This is a genomic window from Pseudomonas sp. R19M, from assembly GCF_050312585.1.
In the GTDB taxonomy this organism is placed as follows: Bacteria; Pseudomonadota; Gammaproteobacteria; order Pseudomonadales; family Pseudomonadaceae; genus Aquipseudomonas; species Aquipseudomonas palleroniana.
Window position 1 is genome coordinate 40,119 of sequence record NZ_JBNPJV010000100.1, and the last position, 20,512, is coordinate 60,630.

Genomic DNA, 20,512 nt, shown 5'->3' on the forward strand with positions numbered 1-20,512 from the left:
TCCCGCCGTTTGGCACGTGCTTAGAAATCCACCGTGGCCGACAGTTGCAAGGTGCGCGGGTAGCCTGGCGAAAAAGCCCCATACGACGCAACGCCCGACCAATACTCACGATCAAACACGTTCTGCACCGTTGCGCGGAACGTTGTCGGGCGGCCCTCGATCTTCGTCGCATAGCGTGCACCGGCATCGACGCGCGTCCAGGAACCCAGCACCTGGGTGTTGGCCTGGTTGACGTATTGACGGTCGGTGTAGATCGCCCCGCCGGTCAGGGTAAAGCCCTCCAGCCACGGCGTATCCCATTCACCCCACAGGTTGGCCTGGATGTCCGGTACGCCGACCGGTTTATTGCCACGGTTGGCGGCAGTGGCCGACTGGGTCAGCTCACCATCGAGCAACGTCACACCGCCCATCAAGCGCGTGCCGGGGGCCACTTCGCCGAACACACTCAACTCGACACCCCGGTTGCGCTGTTCGGCCTGCACCGAATACACGCCGTCAGCGCCTACCTCGCCGCCGGGCTTCTCAATCTGGAACAGCGCCACGGTGGTCATGAAGGTGCCGTACTCATATTTCACACCCAACTCATGCTGCTTGGACGTATACGGCGCAAAGGCTTCCCCGGCGTTCACCGCCGTGCCCGACGCGATATCGCCTTTGCTCAGGCCCTCCACATAGTTGTAGTAGAGCGAAACATCCTCCCAGGGCTTGACCACCACCCCCACCAGCGGCGTCGTCGCGTTGTCTTTGTAGCGCGAACTGACGACGCCCGTGGCCGCGTAGTTACGCGACTCGATATCCTGGCGGCGCACGCCCAGGGTCAACTGAATACGGTCGTCCAGCACGCCGAGGGTGTCGCTCAATGCGAGGCCGGACAACTCCGATTCGGAAATGCGCAGCACCTTGGGGCTGTTGATGGACTGCTTCGGCACATCCACCGGGTGATAAATGTTGGAAAGGATCGGCGTACCGTTGTTGATGCCACGGGACAACTCATCCTGATAACGAGTCGCCATCAACGTGGTGATATGGCTCACCGGGCCTGTGACAAAGTTGCCCCGCAGGCCAATATCAGCCGTCGAACGATCGACATTGAATTTGTAGTAACCGGGGGTATTGCGGGTGTCACCGGCGTCATTGAGGATCTGTGGCACTTGGTCGGACATGCGTTTCACATCCGACCGGCCGCCGCCCGCATGGGCGAACACGGTCAGTGAGTCGTTCAAGTCATATTCGCCGCCGAGCAGTGCCGACTGCTCTTGGGTGTCCGACCAGCCCCATTTCTGCGGCAGGCTGGTACGCCCATTGGCGGCCGACGGCACCTGCACGCCAGCGGCAATGGTGAACGGTCGCGATGCGCCGTCGAAGCTTTCTTTCTGGCTGATGTAGTCGAGGTTCAGGCGCAACCGTTCGCCGCGGTAATCCAGGGCAATCGCCCCGACCCCCACGTCGCGACTCTGGTTGTCGACCGCCGTGTCCCCACCCTGGAGGCTGCCGTTGAAACGCACGCCGAACTGGTTTTCGTCACCAAAGCGGCGGCTGATATCCAGGTGCCCCCCTACTTGGGAGTCCGAGGCGTAGCTACCGGTGAAACGGGTCAAGTCTTGGTCCAGCGGGCGCTTGGGCACGATATTGATCACCCCGCCGACACCGCTGTTGGGCGAAATGCCGTACATCAGCGCACCCGGCCCCTTGAGCACTTCGATGCGCTCGGCATAGTCGGTGAAGGCCCGGTAGTTGGGCGCCACGCCGTACACACCGTCGTAGGCCAACTCGCCCAGGTTGCCCTCACCGACGGCAAACCCACGAATGAAAAACGAATCGACGATGCCTCCTGTCTGCCCGGTAGAGCGCACCGACGGGTCGCGCTCCAGGGCATCGGCCACCGTCACGGTTTGCAGGTCGGCCATGGTCTTGGCGGTGTAACTGGTCACGCTGAATGGTGTGTCCATCACGTCCTTGTTACCCAGCATACCCAGGCGAGCGCCACGGGCCACCTGGCCGCCGGCAAGCACGTCGGGCAAGTCGCCAGGGCCGTTGTAACGGGCGTTGACGTTGGTTGCGTCAAGGGTCAGGGGCTGCGTGCCGTCAGCCGGTTCCGGGGTGGCGGCCCAGGCGTGGGGGCTTGAGACGGCCAGAATCAAGGCGCTACGAATGGCGAGTGTTAACCGGCGAGTGACGGGCATGACATCGGGGTCCTTTCAACGAGAGGCAATGGGAATTACGCCTATTGCCAGTCGACTCGCGAAAAAGTATCAGCCTCCTGAATATTTTTTTGACCTCATGGGCGTTGCGCGATCAAGGCTTTGCCCTTTAGCATTGGGAATACTTCTCAATTGCACGAATGCGCGCCATGAGCGAAACCTGTTCCGACGATCACAACCACCACCTGCGCGCGATCGAGGCGCTTTACAGCGGGCACCACGGCTGGTTGTACGCCACTCTGAAAAGAAAACTAGGGAATGCCATGGATGCGGCGGATCTGGCCCAGGACACCTTCACTCGCATCCTCGCCTCCCAAGTCACTGTCATCGAGCGGCCACGGGCTTACTTGAGCTGCGTGGCCAAGGGCATCCTGGTCAATTGGTATCAGCGCAAGGCATTGGAACGCGCCTACCTGGATGCGCTCGCCCATGCGCCGCAGCACGAGGCGCCTTCGCCGGAATCGCACTTTCTGGTGCTGGAGACCCTGCATGAAATCGATGCGATGCTCGACGCGCTGCCGCCCATGGTCAAACGTGCTTTCCTGCTGTCGCAGATCAACGGCCTCAAATACCACGACATCGCCGTGCAACTGGACGTGTCGCTGATCACCGTCAAGCGCTACATGAAACAAGCCTTCCTGCAATGCCTGATGTGGGTCGAATGAATGCCCACAGTGCGTAGAGAGCCACCGCTGACAGCCGAAACCCTCGAAGAAGCCGCCGAGTGGCTGATGCGCCTGAGCGAGAACGACCTGAACGACAGCGAGCGTGCCGACTGGGAACGCTGGAAGGTCAGTACGCCGGAGCGTGCCCGCGCCTGGGCGCGGGCACAATGGCTGCAGAGTACGCTGGGCGGCCTGCCGCCGTCCCTGACGATGTCGGCACTCGATCGGCCAAGCCACCCGGAACGGCGCGCGGCCCTGGGCAAACTGGCCTTGTTACTGGCAATGATGCCCGTGGGCTGGGGCGGCTGGAAGCTGGCCCAATCCCAGCAGTGGACAGCGGACTACCGTACCGCCGTGGGCCAACGCCGCGAACTGACCCTGGCCGATGGCTCGCGCATCACCCTCAATACCGACACGGCCATCGATGTGCGGTTCGACCACCAGCAGCGCCTGGTCTATTTGCGCGAGGGCGAGATCCTGGTGCAGACCGCAACGGATACAGCCGCCCTCCCCCGGCCGTTTCTGGTCAATACCCGCCAAGGCCGCATGCGTGCCCTGGGCACGCGCTTTACCGTACGTGAACGGGGTCCGCGCACCCAGCTGGTGGTACTCGAAGGCGCGGTGCAGGTAGCGTTGGCCGAGAACCGTCAGACGTCGCCGCTGGTCGTCAATGCCGGGCAACGCACCGCCTTCTCTGCACAGACCGTCGACGCGCCGAGCCTGGCCGATCGCAACGCCGATACCTGGACCCAGGGCATGCTGATGGCCGACAAGATGCGCCTGGCCGATTTTGTCGCCGAACTGGCACGCTACCGCCGAGGCTTCGTGCGCTGCGATCCGGCGATTGCCGACCTGCGCATTTCCGGCGCCTTCCCCATCAGCGACACCCAGCGCACCTTGAACATGCTGGTGCACACCTACCCGGTGCGTGCGGCCGACCATTTGAGCGGCTATTGGGTCACCCTTGCCCCCGCCTGACCCGGCGCACCGATAAATAAGGGGCCTCTTCATGCTCGTCATTCGCAGCACGCTGCTCAGCCTGGCGCTAGCCGGCGCGGCCCTGGCAGCCACCCCACCACCGTTGGATTCGCTCAGCCCACGCACCTACCGGATTGCCCCTGGACCACTGGGCCCCACGCTGTCGGGTTTCGCCATGGACGCCGGTATTGCCCTGTCGTTCCTGCCGGCCTTGACCGAAGGGCGCACCAGCCCAGGGCTGTCCGGGACTTATTCGGCCCAGCAAGCCGTCACGCGTTTGCTGGCCGGCAGTGGCCTGGAGATGGTGCCGCGCGACGACGGCAGTTATACCCTGATGCTGCGCCAGGTCATTCTGTCCGCCACCACGGTCAACGGCGTCATACCCCGTACCGAGAGTTTGCCGCAGCCCTACTCGGGCGGCCAGGCCGCCGCCGGTGGGCGCCTGGGTATGCTGGGCAATACGGATATGATGGACGCGCCCTTCAGCCTCAGCACCTACACCGCGTCGCTGATCCAGGACCAGCAGGCAGTGACGGTAGGCGATGTGCTGGAACGAGACTCATCGGTGCGCTCCACCGGCCAGGCGGGCGGGATTGTCGATTCGTTCTTCATACGCGGCTTTCCTGTCGGGGAAGGCAACCTCGGTGAGCTGGCGTTCGACGGCGTGTACGGCGTGGCTGCAAATTATCGAGTCTTCACCGACTACGCCGAGCGTGTCGAAGTGGTCAAAGGCCCGGGCGCCCTGCTCTACGGCATCTCGCCGAACAGCGCTGTCGGCGGGGTGATCAACGTGGTGCCCAAACGCTCGCTGGATGAGGACCTGACCCGTTACACCGCCAGCTACGCACAAAATGCGCACGTCGCGAATCGGATCGATATCAGCCGACGCTTCGGCGACGAACGCCGCTTCGGTGTGCGCCTCAATGGCGGCGTGCAACAAGGCGATACACGCGTCGACGCGCAATCGCGTGCAGTCGACATCGGTGCCCTGTCCCTCGATTACCAGGGTGACCGCTTGCGTACCAGCCTGGACCTGATCGCCCAACAGGAACAATTCGATGCCGCTTCCCGACCGTTCCTGATCGCCCCAGGTATAAAAATTCCCGACGCCGCCAATGGGCGTACCAACGTGAGCCAGGAATGGGGCTGGTCGAAAACCCGGGATAAATCCGCCCTGTTCAGCGCAGAGTACGACCTGAGCGACACACTCACCGTATTCACCCATGCCGGTGGCGGCCAATCGGGCGTGGCACGCCTGTCCGATCAGACACCCACAATCATCAATACCGCCGGCGACACCTCATCGACCCCTGGCTATTACCGTTTCGAGGTCCGGCGGTACACAGTGGATGGCGGTGCACGCCTGCACTTCGATACCGGCCCGATCAGCCACAGCACCACCGTGCAGGTCAGCCGTTATCGCGACGAGCTGTCGCGCGGGATCAATTCCGGTACGCCGATCCTGTCCAACCTCTACCATCCCGTCGACCGCCCTGAGCCATCGATTGCCAAGCCGGACGCCCTGAAGGTCTCCACTTCCGAACTGTCCGGCGTCGCCATTGCCGATACCCTGTCGCTGCTGGAGCAACGTGTGCAAATGACCGTGGGCCTGCGCCAGCAGCACATCCAGTCGCATAACTACACTGCGAGCGGCACGGTGGCCACGACCTACGACGCAGGCAAGACCACACCGCTGTTCGGCGCGGTGGTCAAGCCGTGGGAGCATGTGTCGCTCTATTACAACTACGTCGAAGGTCTGAGCAAGGGTGACATCGCCCCCGCCAACGCCTCGAACGCCGGTGAGGTCTTTACGCCTTACGTTTCGAGGCAGCACGAACTCGGCTTGAAACTCGACTACGGCACCTTCATGTCGACCCTGGCGCTGTTCCAGATTTCCAAGCCCAGTGGCGAATTGGCCAACGGGAGATTTTCAGTACAGGGTGAACAACGCAATCGTGGCCTGGAGTTGAGCCTGCTGGGCGAAGTCGCCCAAGGCGTGCGCCTGCTCGGCGGTATTACGTTGCTGGATGCGCAATTGACCCGAACCGGCGTTGCCGCCGACCTGGACAATACCCCGGTGGGTGCACCCAAGGTGCAGGCCAACCTCTGGACCGAATGGGATGTGCCCTGGGCAGAAGGGCTGACGCTGACCGGCGGCACGCTCTACACCGCCAGCCAATACGTCAACCAGGACAACACCCAGCAACTGGCCCCCTGGACCCGCATCGATGCCGGCGCGCGATACAGCACGCGCATCGCCGAACGTCCGACCACATTCCGTGCCTCGGTGCAAAACCTGTTCGACCACCGTTATTGGTCCGGCGTAGCTTCCTACGGTGCCTTCTCCCAAGGCGCGCCGCGCACCCTCGTGCTATCAGCCACCGTCGATTTCTGAAACCCGTACGCTCACCCAATCCTCTCGAATACTTGCCTGATCCTCTGAACTTGCCGACTAGCGGATAGATCCCTCTTGCGCGCTGGTCTAGAGTTCGACGATGGGCGACTTGTTGTCGCACCACTCCTATAAGAAATCAGCACCACCAACCGATGATCAGCAGGTGACCCAGCCATGGAATTACGTATAAACCAAAAGGCCTATCAGGTTGAGGCCGACGCCGACACGCCCTTGTTGTGGGTTATCCGCGATGACCTGGGGCTGACCGGCACTAAATACGGTTGCGGCCTGGCCCAGTGTGGTGCCTGTTCGGTGCTGGTGGACGGCAACGTGGTGCGCTCCTGCGTGACGCCGGTGGCCGGCGTGGTGGGACGGGAGATCACCACCATCGAGGCCGTTGAAAATGATGACGTAGGCAAACGCGTGGTCGCGGCCTGGGTCGAACATCAGGTGGCGCAGTGTGGTTACTGCCAGTCCGGGCAGGTAATGGCGGCCACGGCGCTGCTCAAGCACACCCCAGCGCCCACGCCGGCGCAGATCGACGCGGCGATGGTCAACCTGTGCCGCTGCGGCACCTATAACGCGATCCATACCGCCATGCAGGACCTGGCGAAGGAGGTCGTCTGATGAATACCTCCGACAAAAACCTCGACCTGCCCCTGGGCGATCCGGTCAACCTGTCCCGCCGTCGTTTCCTTGCCGGCACCGCCGTGGGCGCGCTGGTCATTGGCTTTGGCCTGCCGCTGAGTTCGCCCAGGGCATTGGCAGCCACAGCCAACGCCGCAGAACGGGGTACCCAGGTGCCGGCGTTCCTGGAAATCCGCCCGGACGGCAGCATTCACCTGCGCAGCCCATTCATGGAAGGCGGCCAAGGCACCCACACCGCCATGGCGCAGATTGTCGGCGAAGAGCTGGATGCCGACCCCGCCACCTTTATCGTCGAGGCTGCCCCGCCCGGTGAAGCCTATGTGGTGATGGAAAACGGCATGCGCATCACCGGCGGCAGTATGTCGGTGCGGATGAGCTACCCGACCATGCGCCGCCTCGGCGCCCTGGCCCGCGCCATGCTGCTGCAGGCCGGTGCCGAACAGCTCGGCGTGCCCGTGGCCCAATTGACCACGCAACCCGGCCGCGTCGTGCATAGCGCCTCCGGCCGCTCGGTGGGTTATGGCGAACTGGCCGGTCGCGCTCTGGACATGCCGGTGCCCGATCCGGCAACGATCACCCTGCGTGATCCAAGCCAGTTCCGCTGGATCGGCAAGCCGGTCAAACGCCTGGATGCCTACGACAAGTCCACCGGCAAGGCGCAATACAGCATCGACCTCAAGGTCGACAACATGCTCCACGCCGCCGTGCAACATGCGCCGCGCCTGGGCATGACCGTCGGCAGCCTGCGCAACCAGGCGCAGGTCGAAGCCATGAAGGGGGTGCACTCGGTCCATCAACTGCCCGGCGCAGTGGCCGTGGTTGCCGAACGCTGGTGGCATGCCAAGCGTGCCGTCGAGGCGATCCAGGTGGACTGGCTGGAAGCACCGGCCGACTCGCCGCTGCGGGTCATGCCTGCGGATTTTTCCAGCGACAAGCACCGTGACTTCCTTGCGGCCCAACAGGGGCCGGCCCGTGACGACGAAAAAGAAGGCGATGTAGCCGGCACGCTGGCGAATGCCAAAACCAAGGTTGAAGCCACCTACCACAACCAATACCTGAACCACGCCCAACTGGAGCCACCGTCGGCCCTGGCACGCTTCAACCCCGACGGAACGCTGGAGGTCTGGCTGCCCAACCAGGCGCCGGACATGTTCCGCGCCGATATCGCCAAGCGCACCGGGCTCGACCCCGCGAAGATCACCCTGCACTCGCCGTTGCTCGGTGGTTTTTTCGGCCGGCATTTCCTGTATGACTCGGCCAACCCCTATCCGCAGGCCATTGCCTTGGCCAAGGCAGTCGGCCGCCCGGTCAAGTTGATCTGGAGCCGTGAAGAAGAGTTCCTGCGTGATGTGCTGCGCCCGGTCGCCGTGGTCAAGTTCCGCGCAGCGCTGGACGACAAGGGCCTGCCGGTCGCCCTCGAGGCGGTCAGCGCCACCGAAGGCCCGACCGAAGCCCTTGCCGGCAAACAGGGCGATAAAATCGACCCCACGGCCCTTGAAGGGCTGTCGGGCAAGGCCTACGCGATCCCGAACAAACGCATCGCGCAGATCTACGTCAAAGGCGCGCCCATGCTCGGCTACTGGCGTTCGGTGGGCAATTCGCTCAATGACTTCTTCTACGAGGCGTTCCTTGACGAACTGGCCGACAAAGGCGGCCACGACCCCTACGAGCTGCGCCTGCACCTGTTGCGCGACAACAAGCGGCTGACCACCCTGCTGCAAGCGGCGGCGGAACTGTCCGGCGGCTGGAAGCGCGGGCCGTACACCGCGGAAGATGGCAGCCGACGCGCCCGGGGCATCGCCATGGCCTCGCCGTTCGGCTCCCAGGCGGCGGTAGTCGCCGAAGTGTCGATTGAAAATGGCCAGGTCAAGGTGCATCACATCTGGGAAGCGATCGACCCGGGCAGCATCGTCAACCCGGCGATTGTCGAGGCGCAGGTGCATGGCGCCGTGGCGTTGGGCTTGTCGCAGACCTTGGTGGAAGAGTCGGTGTGGGTAGACGGCAAACCTCGGGCGCGCAATTACGACCTATACCCGATCCTGCCGCCTTCACGCATGGCGCAGGTGCACGTGAAGATCGTCGAGAGTGGCGAAAAAATGGGCGGTATCGGTGAACCGCCGCTGCCTGCAGTGGCGCCCGCCGTGGCCAATGCGGTGGCGCATCTGACCGGCCAGCGCATCCGCAGCCTGCCATTGAGCCGATATACGTTCGCCTAACCGACAGGAACCGCCCATGAACAACCCACGATTCGCAAGAACCGCAGGCTGGCTGGTGCTGGCCGGCCTGGTCGCGGCCGGCGCGCTGGCCTGGTATGTCACACGCCAGCCCGCCACGCCTTTCGAGCAGGAACAGACCTTTGACCCGGGCCTGGTCAGCCGCGGCGAGTATGTCGCCCGCGTCAGTGACTGCGTGGCCTGCCACAGCCTGCCGGGCAAGGCACCGTTCGCCGGTGGCCTGGAGATGGCCACGCCGTTGGGGGCGATTCATGCCACCAACATCACGCCCGACAAGGGCGCCGGTATCGGCGCCTACACCCTGGCCGACTTTGACCGTGCGGTACGCCACGGCGTGGCACCCGGCGGGCGACGGCTTTACCCGGCCATGCCCTACCCGTCCTACGTCAAGCTGAGCGATGACGACATGCGTGCGCTGTACGCGTTTTTCATGAAGGGCGTGCAGCCTTCCAACCAACCCAATATCCCCAGTGATATTCCCTGGCCGTTGAATATGCGCTGGCCCATTGCACTCTGGAACGGCCTGTTTGCCCCCCGCGCTCCCTACGCGGCCAAACCCGGCCAGGATGCGCAATGGAATCGCGGCGCCTATATCGTCCAGGGGCCCGGCCACTGCGGCAGTTGCCACACACCACGCGGCCTGGCCTTCAATGAAAAAGCCCTGGATGAGTCCGGCACCCCGTTCCTCGCAGGCGCCCTGCTCGACGGCTGGTATGCACCCAGCCTGCGCCAGGACCCCAACACCGGGTTGGGCCGCTGGAGCGAGCCTGAGATCGTGCAGTTCCTCAAGACCGGTCGCAACCGGCATGCCGTGGTATATGGCTCGATGACCGAGGCGTTCAATAACTCCACCCAGTTCATGAACGACGAGGACCTGGCAGCCATCGCCCATTACCTCAAGTCACTGCCCGGCGACCCGCAGCGTGACGGCACGCCCTGGCAATACCAGAACGCCGCCGTCGACACCCGCCCCGGCGCCTACACCTACGCCACCCGCTGCGCGTCCTGCCACGGCGCGGACGGCAAGGGCCAGCCCGAGTGGATGCCGCCCCTGGCCGGTGCTACCTCGGCGTTGGCGACGGAAAGTGCCTCAGCGATCAACATCACCCTCAACGGCTCACAACGGGTCGTGACCGCCGGCATGCCGGACGCGTACCGCATGCCGGCGTTTCGTGAGCAGTTGTCGGACGCAGAAATCGCCGAAGTGCTGAGTTACGTGCGCAGTACCTGGGGCAACCATGGCGGCGCGGTGGACGCCCCAGCGGTGAGCAAGTTGCGCGGGCATACCGACCCGGCCAGCAGCAGCCCGATCATCCTGCATATGCGCTAAACAAGCCGCTCCTGGGTTAAATGTGGGAGGGGCGGTGCAACGATTCGACTTGCTCCCGATAGCGGTGGGTCAGTGGGTATATCTGCCGACTGACCCGCCACGATCGGGAGCAAGCCCCCTCCCACATTTGGATCGCGGTGCATCCATTGATCAAGCGTTGCGTTCCAGGCTCACGGCGAAACAACAGCCGTTCGGCTCTCTGGCGGTGAGGTCGACCCGCCATTGCTGAATGCCGCAAATCCGCTGCACCAGCGACAGGCCCAGGCCCAACCCTTCGCCACGGCTTTGTTCGCCGCGTACGAAGGGTTGGAACATCGCTTCGCGCTTGTCATCGGGAATGCCGATGCCACTGTCTTCCACGCTGAAGCCATGCTCACTCAGGGTCAGGCGAATAAACCCTTGGTCGGTGTAGTGCCAGGCATTGCGCAGCAGGTTGCCCATGACCGATTGCAGGAACGTCTGGTTGTACAACTGCGACGAGGCGTGTTCGCTGGCATAGATGAACGTCAAGCCTTTTTCGCGAATCATCCGCCCCCAGATCTCGACCAAACCGTCGGCCACCTCTTTCAGGGTGGCCTGCGCGCCATTTTCCCGGGCATCCGAAGCCCGCGCCAGCATCAGGAAGGTGTCCACCAATTGGCGCATTTCATCGCTGGCCCGGGCAATGCGGCCGACCTGCGCTGCCGAGCGCTGATCCAGGGAAGGGTCACTGAGCAACAGCTCACAGGAGCTGGCCAATACCATCAGCGGCGTGCGCAATTCGTGGCTGACGTCACTGGTGAAGAGCTTTTCCCGGCTCAACGCGTCGCGCAGCCGCCCCAGGGTCTTATCGAAGGACAGGGCCAACTCCCCCACCTCATCTACCGCGTAGTCCGGATGCAGGGGCGGCGCCACGTCCAGCAACTGATCACGATGGCGCACCTGCCGCGCCAGGCGGATCACGGGCGCCATGACCCGGCGAGCCAACAAGCGGCCCAACAGGATCGCCAGCAGAATGCTCAGCACAAAACCCACCGCCACCGCAGCGAACAGCACGCGCTCGCGTTGCTCGAAGCTTTCCTGGTTACGCAGCAGCACATATTGGCGACCGTCCACCACCTGGGAAACCGCGTAGTAAGACTGCCCCTGATACTCGATTTCCTGGAACCCCGGCGCCAGCGTGGCCAGGGCCGGGTCGAGGGCCATGTCGCCCGACTCGCCCTGGGCAAAAAACAACTCGTCTTTTTCCGGGTGGTGGCTCCAGGCGCCAGCATCGTCCTGGCGCAACAGACGGTTCAAGCCGCCCCCAAGGTCGGCACTGGTGAGTTTGGACTCGACGACATGCACGGTCGCCACGATACCTGCGGCAAACACTCCCGCTACAAAGGCACTCATCAGGGCAAACACAATCACGATCCGCTTCGTCAGGCTTTGCCTGAAATCCATGCCCATACGAGGTTCCACTGCCGCGTTCAAACCGCAATACCCTTGGTGTCGGGCAGTGCCTTGCGACGCCGCCGTTCGAACCAAAGATAGACTACGGGAGTGGTGTAGAGCGTAAGAATCTGCGAAACCGCCAACCCGCCGACAATCGCGATACCCAACGGTTGGCGCAATTCAGCCCCGGCCCCATGCCCGAACGCCAGCGGCACCGCCCCCAGCAAAGCGGCCAGCGAGGTCATCAGGATCGGCCGCAAACGCAGCAAGCAGCCTTCGCGCACCGCCTCGCGGGGTGACATACCCTGCTGCTGGGCCTGCAAGGTGAAATCGACGATCATGATCGCGTTTTTCTTGACGATGCCGATCAGCAGGATGATGCCGATCATGCCCAGCACCGACAGGTCCTGGCCGCACAGCATCAGCGCCAGCAAGGCGCCAAACCCGGCAGACGGCAACGTCGAAATAATCGTCAGCGGGTGGACCGCGTTCTCGTAAAGCACACCGAGCACGATGTACACCGTAAGGATCGCCGCCAGGATCAGCCACGGTTGCGACTTCAGCGAGTCCTGGAACGCCTGGGCGGTCCCCTGGAAACTGCCGACCACGGTGTCCGGCATCGCCACCGCCAGGCTCGCCTGGTTGATGGCATCCACGGCATTGCTCAGGGCTTGGCCGGGCGCCAGGTCGAACGACAGCGTAATCGCCGGGAACACGCCCTGATGGTTGATGATGATCGGCACTTGCTCGGTCTGCACGCTCGCCAGCAGGTCGAGCGGCACCCGCGCGCCGGAACTGGCGCGCACAAACAGATGCGCCAGGGTGGCGGTGGAGGTTTGCCAGCTCGGGTCGAGTTCGAGGATCACATGGTTCTGGTCCAGTTGGGTGAACATCGTTGCGACCTGGCGCTGGCCGAAGGCGTCATACAGCACGTCATCAATCGCCTGCACCGTCACGCCCAGGCGAGCGGCCGTCGGGCGGTCGATCACCAGGGTCGACTGGGCGATGGCCTGCTGCTGGTCGGAGGTCACATGCTGCAGTTGCGCCAAGGTCTTGAGCTTGGCCAGCAGCACGCCGCTCCAGTGGTCCAATTCAACGCTGTCCGGGTCTTGCAGGGTGTATTGGTATTGGGTCTTGCTGGCGCGACCGCCGATCTGGATGTCCTGGTTGGCCTGCATGAACACTTTCACACCGTCCAGGCGATCCAGCGCCGGCTGCAAGCGACGGATCACGTCAGCGGCACTGGCGGTGCGCTCGCTGAAGGGCTTGAGGTTGATCATCACCTTGCCCTGGCTGACGGTCGGGTTGGGACCGATCCAGAAATACACGCGTGCCACCGCGGGGTCTTGGCCGATGACTTCGGCGGCGCGGTTGACCTGGGCACGCATCGCCGACGGCGAGATATCCGGCGCCGCTTCGGCCACACCCTGGATCAGGCCGTTGTCCTGCTGTGGGAAGAAGCCCTTGGGAATGCCTACGTACAGCACCGCCGTAGCGGCCAAGGTCGCAATGGCGACCGCCAGGGTCATGCGCTGATGGTCCAGCACCCAGTCCAGGCTGCGTCGGTAGCCATTGTGCAAGCGCGTGAAGGCGCGCTCGCACGCCTGGGCGAAGCGCCCCTCTGGTTGCTCGGCGTGAGGTTTGAGCAGCCAGGCGCAAAGCATGGGCGTAATGGTCAGCGAAACGATGCACGACATCAGGATCGCCACGCTGACCGTCACTGCAAACTCGCGCATCAAGCGCCCGACGATCCCCGACATCAACAAAATCGGCAGGAATACCGCAATCAACGACACCGTCATCGACACAATGGTGAACGCTACTTCGCGCAGGCCATCCACCGCCGACTGCAAGCGCGACTTGCCCATTTCCAGGTGACGCACGATGTTTTCCATCACCACGATGGCATCGTCCACCACAAAACCCACGGCAATCGCCAGGCCCATGATCGACAGGTTGTCGAGGCTGTAGCCCAACAGGTACATCACGCCGAACGTGGCCACCAGCGACAGCGGGATGGTCAGGCTCGGGATCAGCGTGGCCGTGGCCTTGCGCAAGAAGATAAAGATCACCACGACCACCAGCGCGATAGACAGCAGCAAGGTGAATTGCATGTCGTTGACCGAGGCTTCGATGGTTTGCGTGCGATCGCCGACCACCTGGACCTGCACATCGCGCGGCAACGAAGCGGTGAGTTCAGGCAACTTGGCCTTGAGCGTGGCGATCGTCGACAGCAGGTTGAAGCCCGGCTGTTTATGAATATCGACGATCACCGTCGGCTCACGCCCCAACTGGGCGGCTTGCTGGGTGTCTTCGGCCCCGGCGATGACGCGGCCGAGGTCGCCGAGCTTGATCGGCATGCCATTTTTATAGGCGATGACCTGGTCACGGTAATGCTGCGGGTCAAGCATCTGGTCGGTGGCGCCAAGGGTGATGGAGCGGCTGGGCCCGTCGAGGCTGCCCTTGGGTTGATCGAGCGTGCTGACACCGATCACGCTGCGCACGTCCTCCAGCGTCAGGTCACGGGCGGCCAGCGCATCCGGGTCGATCTGCACGCGCACGGCAGGTTTCTGCTCACCGTGAAAATCCACCAGACCCACACCGGGCATCTGCGACAGGCGCTGGGCGATGTAGTTGTCGGCGTAGCGGTCCAGCTCCGGCAAGGTGCGTGTGGGCGACGTGACCGCCAGGGACAGCACGGTGCCTTCGGCCGGGTTGACCTTGTTGAAGGTCGGCGCGCTGGACATCGTCTTGGGCAGGTTGGGCGTGGCGGTATTGATCGCGGTCTGCACATCCTGGGCCGCACCGTCGATGTCACGGTTGAGATCGAACTGCAGGACGATCTGAGTCTTGCCGGCGGCGCTCGATGAGGTCATCGAGGTGACTTGCGGCACGGCGGCGAACGCCCGCTCCAACGGCGTCGCCACCGAGGAGGCCATGGTTTCGGCGCTGGCGCCGGAGAGTTTGGCGGTGACCTGAATCGTCGGGAAATCCACGGTCGGCAGCGGTGCCACCGGCAACTGGAAGTAGGCAAACGCGCCCAGCAGCATCACGCCCACCGCCAACAGGCTGAGGCCGACGCGGCGTTGAATCAAACCGGCCAGGCCCGTCATGGTTTGGTCTCCGCCAGCACGGCAGTGTCGGTGTTGGCGGGCATCACCTTGACGCCGGGGGCGACACGGGATTGGCCTTGTACCACGACGGTTTCCCCGGCGTTCAAGCCCTGGCGAATCCACTGTTTGCCGTCGACCACGGTACCGGCGTCGACCTGCCGGGGTTGCACGCGCTGATCGTCGCCCACCACGTACACAAAATTGCCTTGGCGGCCGAATTGCACGGCCTCGGCAGGTACCACAGTCACATCCTGGTGGGTTTGCACCAGCAAGCGCGCGCTGACCAGTTCACCCGGCCACAGCTGGCCGGCGGTGTTATCGAATTGCGCCTTGAGCTGCACCTGACCGCTGGCCGCCGCCACCTGGCTGTCGATAAAGCTCAAGCGCCCCTGCGCAATCGCCTGGCGACCATCGCGGGTCATCGCCACCACCTGCAACGCGCCCTTGGCGTTCTCTTGAAGAATCTCGGCCAAGTCATCCTGGGACACGGCAAACGCCACCGAAATCGGGTTCATCTGGGTAATGGTCACCAGCCCCGTGGCCTCGGCGCCGTGGGCAATAGCGCCGACATCCAGCAGGCGCTGGCCGGTGCGCCCGGTGAACGGCGCCTTGACCTGGGTGAACTCCAACTGCAGGCGTGCGCTGTCCAGCGCGGCCTGATCAGCCTGCACCGTGGCCTGTTGCGCAGCCAGTTGGGCACGGAAGGTGTCCACATCCTGGGTCGGCCCGGCCTTGGCGGCGGCCAATTTGCTGGCGCGGTCGAGGTCGACCCGCAGGTTGGCCAGTTGTGCCTGATCTTTAGCCACCAGTGCCTGGGCCTGGGCGACTTGCGCCTGATACACCCGTGGGTCGATCACCGCGAGCAGGCTGCCGGCGCTGACCATCTGGCCTTCGTTGAACAGGATCTTTTGCAACTCGCCGTCGACCCGCACCCGCACATTGACGCTGTTGAGCGCCTGCACATTGCCGATGGCGCTGATCCAGATCGGCAAGTCCTGACGGCTGACCGTCGACAAACGTACCGGCACGGCACTTGCCTCCACCGGCAGCGGTGCGGCCTGCGCGCGCCGGACCCAATGAACGCCCCCGGCCACGGCGGCCAGCGACAGCACGATCAGGGTGCCCAGAACCAGGCGATGACGGGAATTGGAGACACTCATGGCTGAGCCACCTGTACGGGAGATTGGGAAGCAAGGCCGGCGTCGGAGAAGTCACCGCCCAGAGCGCGGAACAAACCGACGGCGGCCTGTAAATGCTGCAGGCGCACCTGAAGCAGGCTGTCTTCGGCCTGGTACTGGGTGCGCTCGACGATCAACAGCGTCTGGAAATCGGTGGAGCCCAAGCGGTAGCGCACCTGGGCCAGGCGCGCGGCTTCGCGGGCCGAGTCGACAGCGGCCTGGTTGAGCGCGTAGCTCTTGTCCAGCTCGCGGGTAGCGCTCAGTTGGGTCTCGACGTCTTGCAGGGCCTCGATGATCGATTCGCGGTAGCTGGCGGTCAGCTCCTGCACATGGGCTTGATCGAAATGCAGTTGGCCCTTGAGTTGGCCGCCCTGGAACAGCGGCTGGCTGAGGGTGCCGATGGCGCTCCAGATTTGCCCGCCGGCCAGGGTGTCGATACCGCCCAGCAGGTCCAGGGACAGGTTGGGCAGAAACGCCGCACGCGCCACGCCGACATCAAAGTTGGCCGATACCAGGCGCGCTTCGGCGGCCTGAATGTCCGGGCGCTGGCGCAGCAGCCCGATCGGCAGGCCCGTGGTCGGCTGCGGAATTTGCAGCCCCTTGAGCCCCTCCCCTTGCAAATGGAAGCCCTCGGGCGGCGCGCCGACCAGCACCGCCAATTGATACAACGCCTGGTCGCGCTGCTGGCGCAGCGGTGGCATGGCCGCTTCGAAGGTTTGCAGGGCGTTGCGCTGCTGGGCCACTTCCAGGTTGGACACGGCGCCCTGGCGGGCTTGCACCTCCACCAGGTCGAGCACTTGGCGCGCATCGTCGGCGATGGATTGGGCCAGGCGCAGGCGCTCTTGCAGGGACAGCACCTGGAAATAACTGTCGGCGATGCTTGCGCTCAAGCTCATACGCAAGGTGCCCGCATCAAACACCGTAGCCTTGGCCAGTGCGTCTGCCGAGTCTGCCGCTGCACGCTGTTTGCCCCAGAAGTCCAGCTCATAGGTGGCTTCGGCAAACACGCTGCGTTTTGGTGTGGTGCCGTAATTGTTCTGGCGTTGGAAGTTGCCTCCCAGATTCAGCGCCGGAAACTGCGCCGCGCCCGCCACTTGCGACGAAGCGCGGGCTTCATCGATACGACTGACCGCCGCCTTGAGCGTGTAGTTGGCGGCCAGGCCACGGGCGATCAACTGGTCCAGCTCGGCGCTGTGGAATTCGCGCCACCAGCGCCCGCCCTGCGCCGCCGACGCCGACGCCCCGGCATCCCATTGCGGGGCCAGGGGTAAGGTGGGCGTTTGATAATCGGGCACCATCGAACAACCGCTGAGCAGCAGGCCGACAAGCCATAAAGAGGTTCTTGCAACTGACATGGGCACCCGCCCCCCGCTAAAGAATGCGGCGAAGATAGCGAGAGGTGCCTGCCAGGGCGTTCGTCAGTCGATAAACTTTTGTTTAAGAAACCTGGAAGCTGTAGCCGGCCCCGGGGATGGTCTTGATCAGCGAGTACTCGAAGCCTTCATCCAATTTGCGCCGCAAGCGGTGGATGTGTTTGTCGATCACGTTGTCGTTGGGGTCGAAGTCGTAGTCCCAGGCACTGTCGAGCAACATGTCGCGGGTCACCACCTGGCCACTGTGGCGCATGAGCTTTTCCAGCAACAGGGCTTCGCGGTGCTGCAGGGCAATGCTACGCCCCTGGCGCACGGCGGTGCGGGTGGCGCAGTCAAGTTGCAACTCGCCGACGTGCAGGGTTCTGCCCGATTGTTCGCGGCCACGCAGCAACGCATCGAGTCGCGCCAGCACTTCGGCAAACGCATAGGGTTTGGACAGGTAATCATCGCAACCCGCTTGCAGGCCCTCGACCTTGTCGCGAGTCGATGATTGGGCGCTGAGCATCAACACCGGCACCCGCGACTGGCGTGCGCGCAGTGCCTTGACCAAGGCAATGCCGTCCAGGCCCGGCAGGCGCCGGTCGACGATCAACACGTCGTGAATGCCCTCCAGCGCCAGGCCGAGGCCGCTGGTGCCGTCCACGGCCACATCCACCACATGCCCGCTTTCGCTTAAACCGCGCAGCAGGTAGTTGGCGGTCTGCTCGTCATCTTCAACCACAAGAATGCGCACGCTTGTATCTCCAGCTCGAATCTAAACTTTAATTTATCTGGCGGGAACGTGGCGCCGCTCCAGGCTTTGCCACACTATGCCACCTCTGCCCTGAAGACGTGACCGGTTCTCTTGCCATGACTCATGTTCTGGTCGTTGAAGACGACTTAACCACCGCCCGCGAAATCGAACTGGCGCTGATCGACTACGGCTTCAGCGTGACCACGGCGCTGAACGGTCGCGACGGCCTGCTCAAAGCCTTGAGCGAGCCGTTTGACCTGATCGTGCTCGACCGCATGTTGCCCGGCGGCCTCGATGGCCTGGGCGTGCTCACTGCATTGCGCGCGGCGGGCACCACCACGCCGGTGCTGATCCTCAGCGCCTTGAGCGCCCTGGATGAACGCGTGCGCGGGCTGCGTGCCGGTGGCGATGACTACCTGACCAAACCCTTCGAGTTCATTGAGCTGACCGCTCGCCTGGATGCGCTCAACCGCCGCCGCGCCGAACCGGCGGCCCCGGCGCCGGAAACCCACCTGCGCGTGGCCAACCTGGAAGTCGACCTGCTGCGCCGTACCGTACGTCGTGGCGAGCGCACCATCGAACTGGTCCCGCGCGAATACGCCCTGCTCGAACACCTGATGCGCAACGCCGGCCTGGTCATCACCCGCACCATGCTGTTCGAGGCCGTGTGGAATTACCGCTACGACGAGCGCACCAATGTCATCGAAGTGCACATCGGCCGCCTGCGCCGTAAAATCGATGGCGACGGCGAAGGACAGATGATCCATACCGTGCGAGGAGCCGGCTATGTCCTTCGCACGCCTGAGTGAAATCCCGCGGACCATCAGCTTTCGTACCGGGCTCTTGTTTCTGGGTCTGTTCGGCTGCTCGTTCCTGGCGTTGTTCGGCTATATCTACTGGCAGACCTCGTTCTACCTGAAAACCGAAGCGGATACCGCGCTGTATCGCCAGGTGGAAAACCGCAGTGCACAAGACGCCGAGTTGCGCCTGCATGAAATCCGCAAACACGCCGCCCAAGACACCGACGGCCGCCTGCCCCACAGCCTGTTCGATGCACAGGGGCAGTTCATTGCCGGCGCGATTCGTCAGTTGCCGGCGTATACGGCGTTGGACAAACCCCAGGAATTTCGCTGGCTCAAAACCAACGGGCACCACCGGCCCGTGCGTTTTATCGTGCATCGACTGGATGACGGCAAGCTGCTGCTGGTTGCCCAGGATGTGCATGACATCCGCGAATTCGACGAACTGCTGATCAATGCACTGATCTCCGGCGGGCTGCTGTTGCTGCTGGTCGGACTGGTGGGCGCGGTAGGGCTGGGCTACCTGGCCCATCGTCGCCTGGACAAGGTCAGCCGTTCGATCACAGGCATTATCGAAGGCGACCTGAGCGGCCGCCTGCCGGTACGCGGCAACAACGACGACATCGACCGCCTGGCCCAGGTGGTCAACGGCATGCTCGATGAGTTGGAACGCTTGATGAGCGAGGTCAAAGGCGTGTGCGATGACATCGCCCATGACCTGCGCACCCCTTTGACCCGCCTGATCGCCGGCCTTGAGCGTGCACAACGCCGTGACATGGCCCCCGCCGACTATGCCGCCAGCGTGGACGCCGCGCTGAGCGAGGCCAAGGGGTTGCTGCTGACCTTCAAGGCATTGCTGCGCATCTCTGAAATCGAAAACAGCGCCCGGCGCAGCCACTTCGCCCCGGTCGACCTCAACCTGATCGCCGCCGACGCCGCCGAGCTTTACGAGCCGCTGGCCGAAGAGCGTGGCACGGTCCTCAGCGTCGACACCCACGACGCCCCGGTGATCATCGCCGGTGATGCGCAACTGTTATTCGATGCGCTGTGCAATTTGCTGGATAACGCCATCAAGTTTTCACCCGGGAACAGCCAGGTGCGGCTGAGCGTGATTGCCGATGCGGCCTGGACCGGCATTCACGTGACCGACAACGGCCCCGGCATTCCCGAAGCCGAGCGCCAGGCGGTACTACGCCGCTTGTATCGCGCCGAAGCGAGCCGGCACACACCGGGCAATGGGCTGGGGTTGAGCATGGTGGCGGCGGTGGCGCGGCTGCATGACATGCAACTGACGGTCAGCGATGCGCAGCCTGGGTGCCGGGTGGAATTGGTAGGCAGGACTACCGCCAAGACGCTCTAGCCCCCTGTGGAAACCCGCATTGTAGTGAGCGGGCTTGCCCCGCGCTGGGTGGCGAAGCCGCCCCAATAAGGACGCCGTGGTGTTTCAG

General features: G+C 63.7%; 14 protein-coding genes. 8 read left to right on the forward strand and 6 right to left on the reverse strand.

Annotation, left to right across the window (positions count from 1 at the left end):
- Positions 1-20 precede the first annotated feature (20 nt).
- Positions 21-2,183, reverse strand: a complete 2,163-nt coding sequence (locus ACQRBT_RS25595; RefSeq protein ID WP_412046914.1) for a TonB-dependent receptor — start codon at positions 2,181-2,183, stop codon at positions 21-23.
- Positions 2,184-2,350: 167 nt separating this feature from the next.
- Here ACQRBT_RS25595 and ACQRBT_RS25600 point away from each other — a divergent pair, with 167 nt between their 5' ends.
- The 6 genes from ACQRBT_RS25600 (at position 2,351) to ACQRBT_RS25625 (ending at position 10,451) form a co-directional block, all read left to right on the forward strand.
- On the forward strand, positions 2,351-2,866 hold the full coding sequence (locus ACQRBT_RS25600) for a sigma-70 family RNA polymerase sigma factor (protein WP_198763550.1): 516 nt from the start codon (positions 2,351-2,353) through the stop codon (positions 2,864-2,866).
- Complete coding sequence (locus ACQRBT_RS25605; RefSeq protein WP_411984660.1) at positions 2,867-3,844, forward strand: FecR domain-containing protein; 978 nt, start codon at positions 2,867-2,869, stop codon at positions 3,842-3,844. It begins immediately after the preceding gene.
- A gap of 31 nt (positions 3,845-3,875) precedes the next feature.
- Positions 3,876-6,239, forward strand: a complete 2,364-nt coding sequence (locus ACQRBT_RS25610; RefSeq protein WP_412046915.1) for a TonB-dependent siderophore receptor — start codon at positions 3,876-3,878, stop codon at positions 6,237-6,239.
- 174 nt (positions 6,240-6,413) lie between these two features.
- Positions 6,414-6,866: a (2Fe-2S)-binding protein gene (locus tag ACQRBT_RS25615; protein ID WP_060755441.1), complete on the forward strand. Its 453-nt coding sequence runs from the start codon at positions 6,414-6,416 to the stop codon at positions 6,864-6,866.
- Entirely contained in the window at positions 6,866-9,103 is a 2,238-nt protein-coding gene (locus ACQRBT_RS25620) for a xanthine dehydrogenase family protein molybdopterin-binding subunit (protein ID WP_412046916.1), read from the forward strand. Before ACQRBT_RS25615 ends, ACQRBT_RS25620 begins: the two co-directional genes overlap by 1 nt.
- Before the next feature lie 16 nt (positions 9,104-9,119).
- Positions 9,120-10,451, forward strand: coding sequence for a c-type cytochrome (locus tag ACQRBT_RS25625; protein WP_412046917.1), 1,332 nt, complete (start codon positions 9,120-9,122; stop codon positions 10,449-10,451).
- Between the two features lie 150 nt (positions 10,452-10,601).
- On the opposite strand, the gene ACQRBT_RS25630 is transcribed toward ACQRBT_RS25625, so the two are convergent.
- The 5 genes from ACQRBT_RS25630 to ACQRBT_RS25650 form a co-directional block, all read right to left on the reverse strand.
- Complete coding sequence (locus ACQRBT_RS25630) at positions 10,602-11,876, reverse strand: sensor histidine kinase (protein WP_104996112.1); 1,275 nt, start codon at positions 11,874-11,876, stop codon at positions 10,602-10,604.
- A gap of 26 nt (positions 11,877-11,902) precedes the next feature.
- Entirely contained in the window at positions 11,903-14,980 is a 3,078-nt protein-coding gene (locus ACQRBT_RS25635; protein ID WP_412046918.1) for an efflux RND transporter permease subunit, read from the reverse strand.
- A complete protein-coding gene (locus ACQRBT_RS25640) occupies positions 14,977-16,140 on the reverse strand; it encodes an efflux RND transporter periplasmic adaptor subunit (protein WP_412046919.1) in 1,164 nt (387 codons plus the stop codon). The genes ACQRBT_RS25635 and ACQRBT_RS25640 overlap by 4 nt, the downstream gene beginning before the upstream one ends.
- On the reverse strand, positions 16,137-17,513 hold the full coding sequence (locus ACQRBT_RS25645; RefSeq protein ID WP_412046920.1) for an efflux transporter outer membrane subunit: 1,377 nt from the start codon (positions 17,511-17,513) through the stop codon (positions 16,137-16,139). The genes ACQRBT_RS25640 and ACQRBT_RS25645 overlap by 4 nt, the downstream gene beginning before the upstream one ends.
- Before the next feature lie 82 nt (positions 17,514-17,595).
- Complete coding sequence (locus ACQRBT_RS25650; RefSeq protein WP_090371923.1) at positions 17,596-18,264, reverse strand: response regulator transcription factor; 669 nt, start codon at positions 18,262-18,264, stop codon at positions 17,596-17,598.
- Positions 18,265-18,380: 116 nt separating this feature from the next.
- Here ACQRBT_RS25650 and ACQRBT_RS25655 point away from each other — a divergent pair, with 116 nt between their 5' ends.
- On the forward strand, positions 18,381-19,073 hold the full coding sequence (locus tag ACQRBT_RS25655; protein WP_104993310.1) for a response regulator transcription factor: 693 nt from the start codon (positions 18,381-18,383) through the stop codon (positions 19,071-19,073).
- The gene (locus ACQRBT_RS25660) at positions 19,051-20,424 is read left to right on the forward strand and encodes a sensor histidine kinase (RefSeq protein ID WP_412046921.1); all 1,374 of its coding nucleotides are present in this window, start codon (positions 19,051-19,053) and stop codon (positions 20,422-20,424) included. Before ACQRBT_RS25655 ends, ACQRBT_RS25660 begins: the two co-directional genes overlap by 23 nt.
- The last annotated feature ends 88 nt before the right edge of the window (positions 20,425-20,512 follow it).

Excerpts from the sequence above, each read along its gene's own strand:
- ACQRBT_RS25640 (WP_412046919.1), bottom strand. The coding sequence starts at position 16,140 with ATGAGTGTCTCCAATTCCCGTCATCGCCTGGTTCTGGGCACCCTGATC.
- ACQRBT_RS25615 (WP_060755441.1), top strand. The coding sequence starts at position 6,414 with ATGGAATTACGTATAAACCAAAAGGCCTATCAGGTTGAGGCCGACGCC.
- ACQRBT_RS25635 (WP_412046918.1), bottom strand. The coding sequence starts at position 14,980 with ATGACGGGCCTGGCCGGTTTGATTCAACGCCGCGTCGGCCTCAGCCTG.
- ACQRBT_RS25620 (WP_412046916.1), top strand. The coding sequence starts at position 6,866 with ATGAATACCTCCGACAAAAACCTCGACCTGCCCCTGGGCGATCCGGTC.
- ACQRBT_RS25655 (WP_104993310.1), top strand. The coding sequence starts at position 18,381 with ATGACTCATGTTCTGGTCGTTGAAGACGACTTAACCACCGCCCGCGAA.
- ACQRBT_RS25645 (WP_412046920.1), bottom strand. The coding sequence starts at position 17,513 with ATGTCAGTTGCAAGAACCTCTTTATGGCTTGTCGGCCTGCTGCTCAGC.
- ACQRBT_RS25595 (WP_412046914.1), bottom strand. The coding sequence starts at position 2,183 with ATGCCCGTCACTCGCCGGTTAACACTCGCCATTCGTAGCGCCTTGATT.
- ACQRBT_RS25630 (WP_104996112.1), bottom strand. The coding sequence starts at position 11,876 with ATGGATTTCAGGCAAAGCCTGACGAAGCGGATCGTGATTGTGTTTGCC.
- ACQRBT_RS25660 (WP_412046921.1), top strand. The coding sequence starts at position 19,051 with ATGTCCTTCGCACGCCTGAGTGAAATCCCGCGGACCATCAGCTTTCGT.
- ACQRBT_RS25600 (WP_198763550.1), top strand. The coding sequence starts at position 2,351 with ATGAGCGAAACCTGTTCCGACGATCACAACCACCACCTGCGCGCGATC.
- ACQRBT_RS25610 (WP_412046915.1), top strand. The coding sequence starts at position 3,876 with ATGCTCGTCATTCGCAGCACGCTGCTCAGCCTGGCGCTAGCCGGCGCG.
- ACQRBT_RS25605 (WP_411984660.1), top strand. The coding sequence starts at position 2,867 with ATGCCCACAGTGCGTAGAGAGCCACCGCTGACAGCCGAAACCCTCGAA.
- ACQRBT_RS25625 (WP_412046917.1), top strand. The coding sequence starts at position 9,120 with ATGAACAACCCACGATTCGCAAGAACCGCAGGCTGGCTGGTGCTGGCC.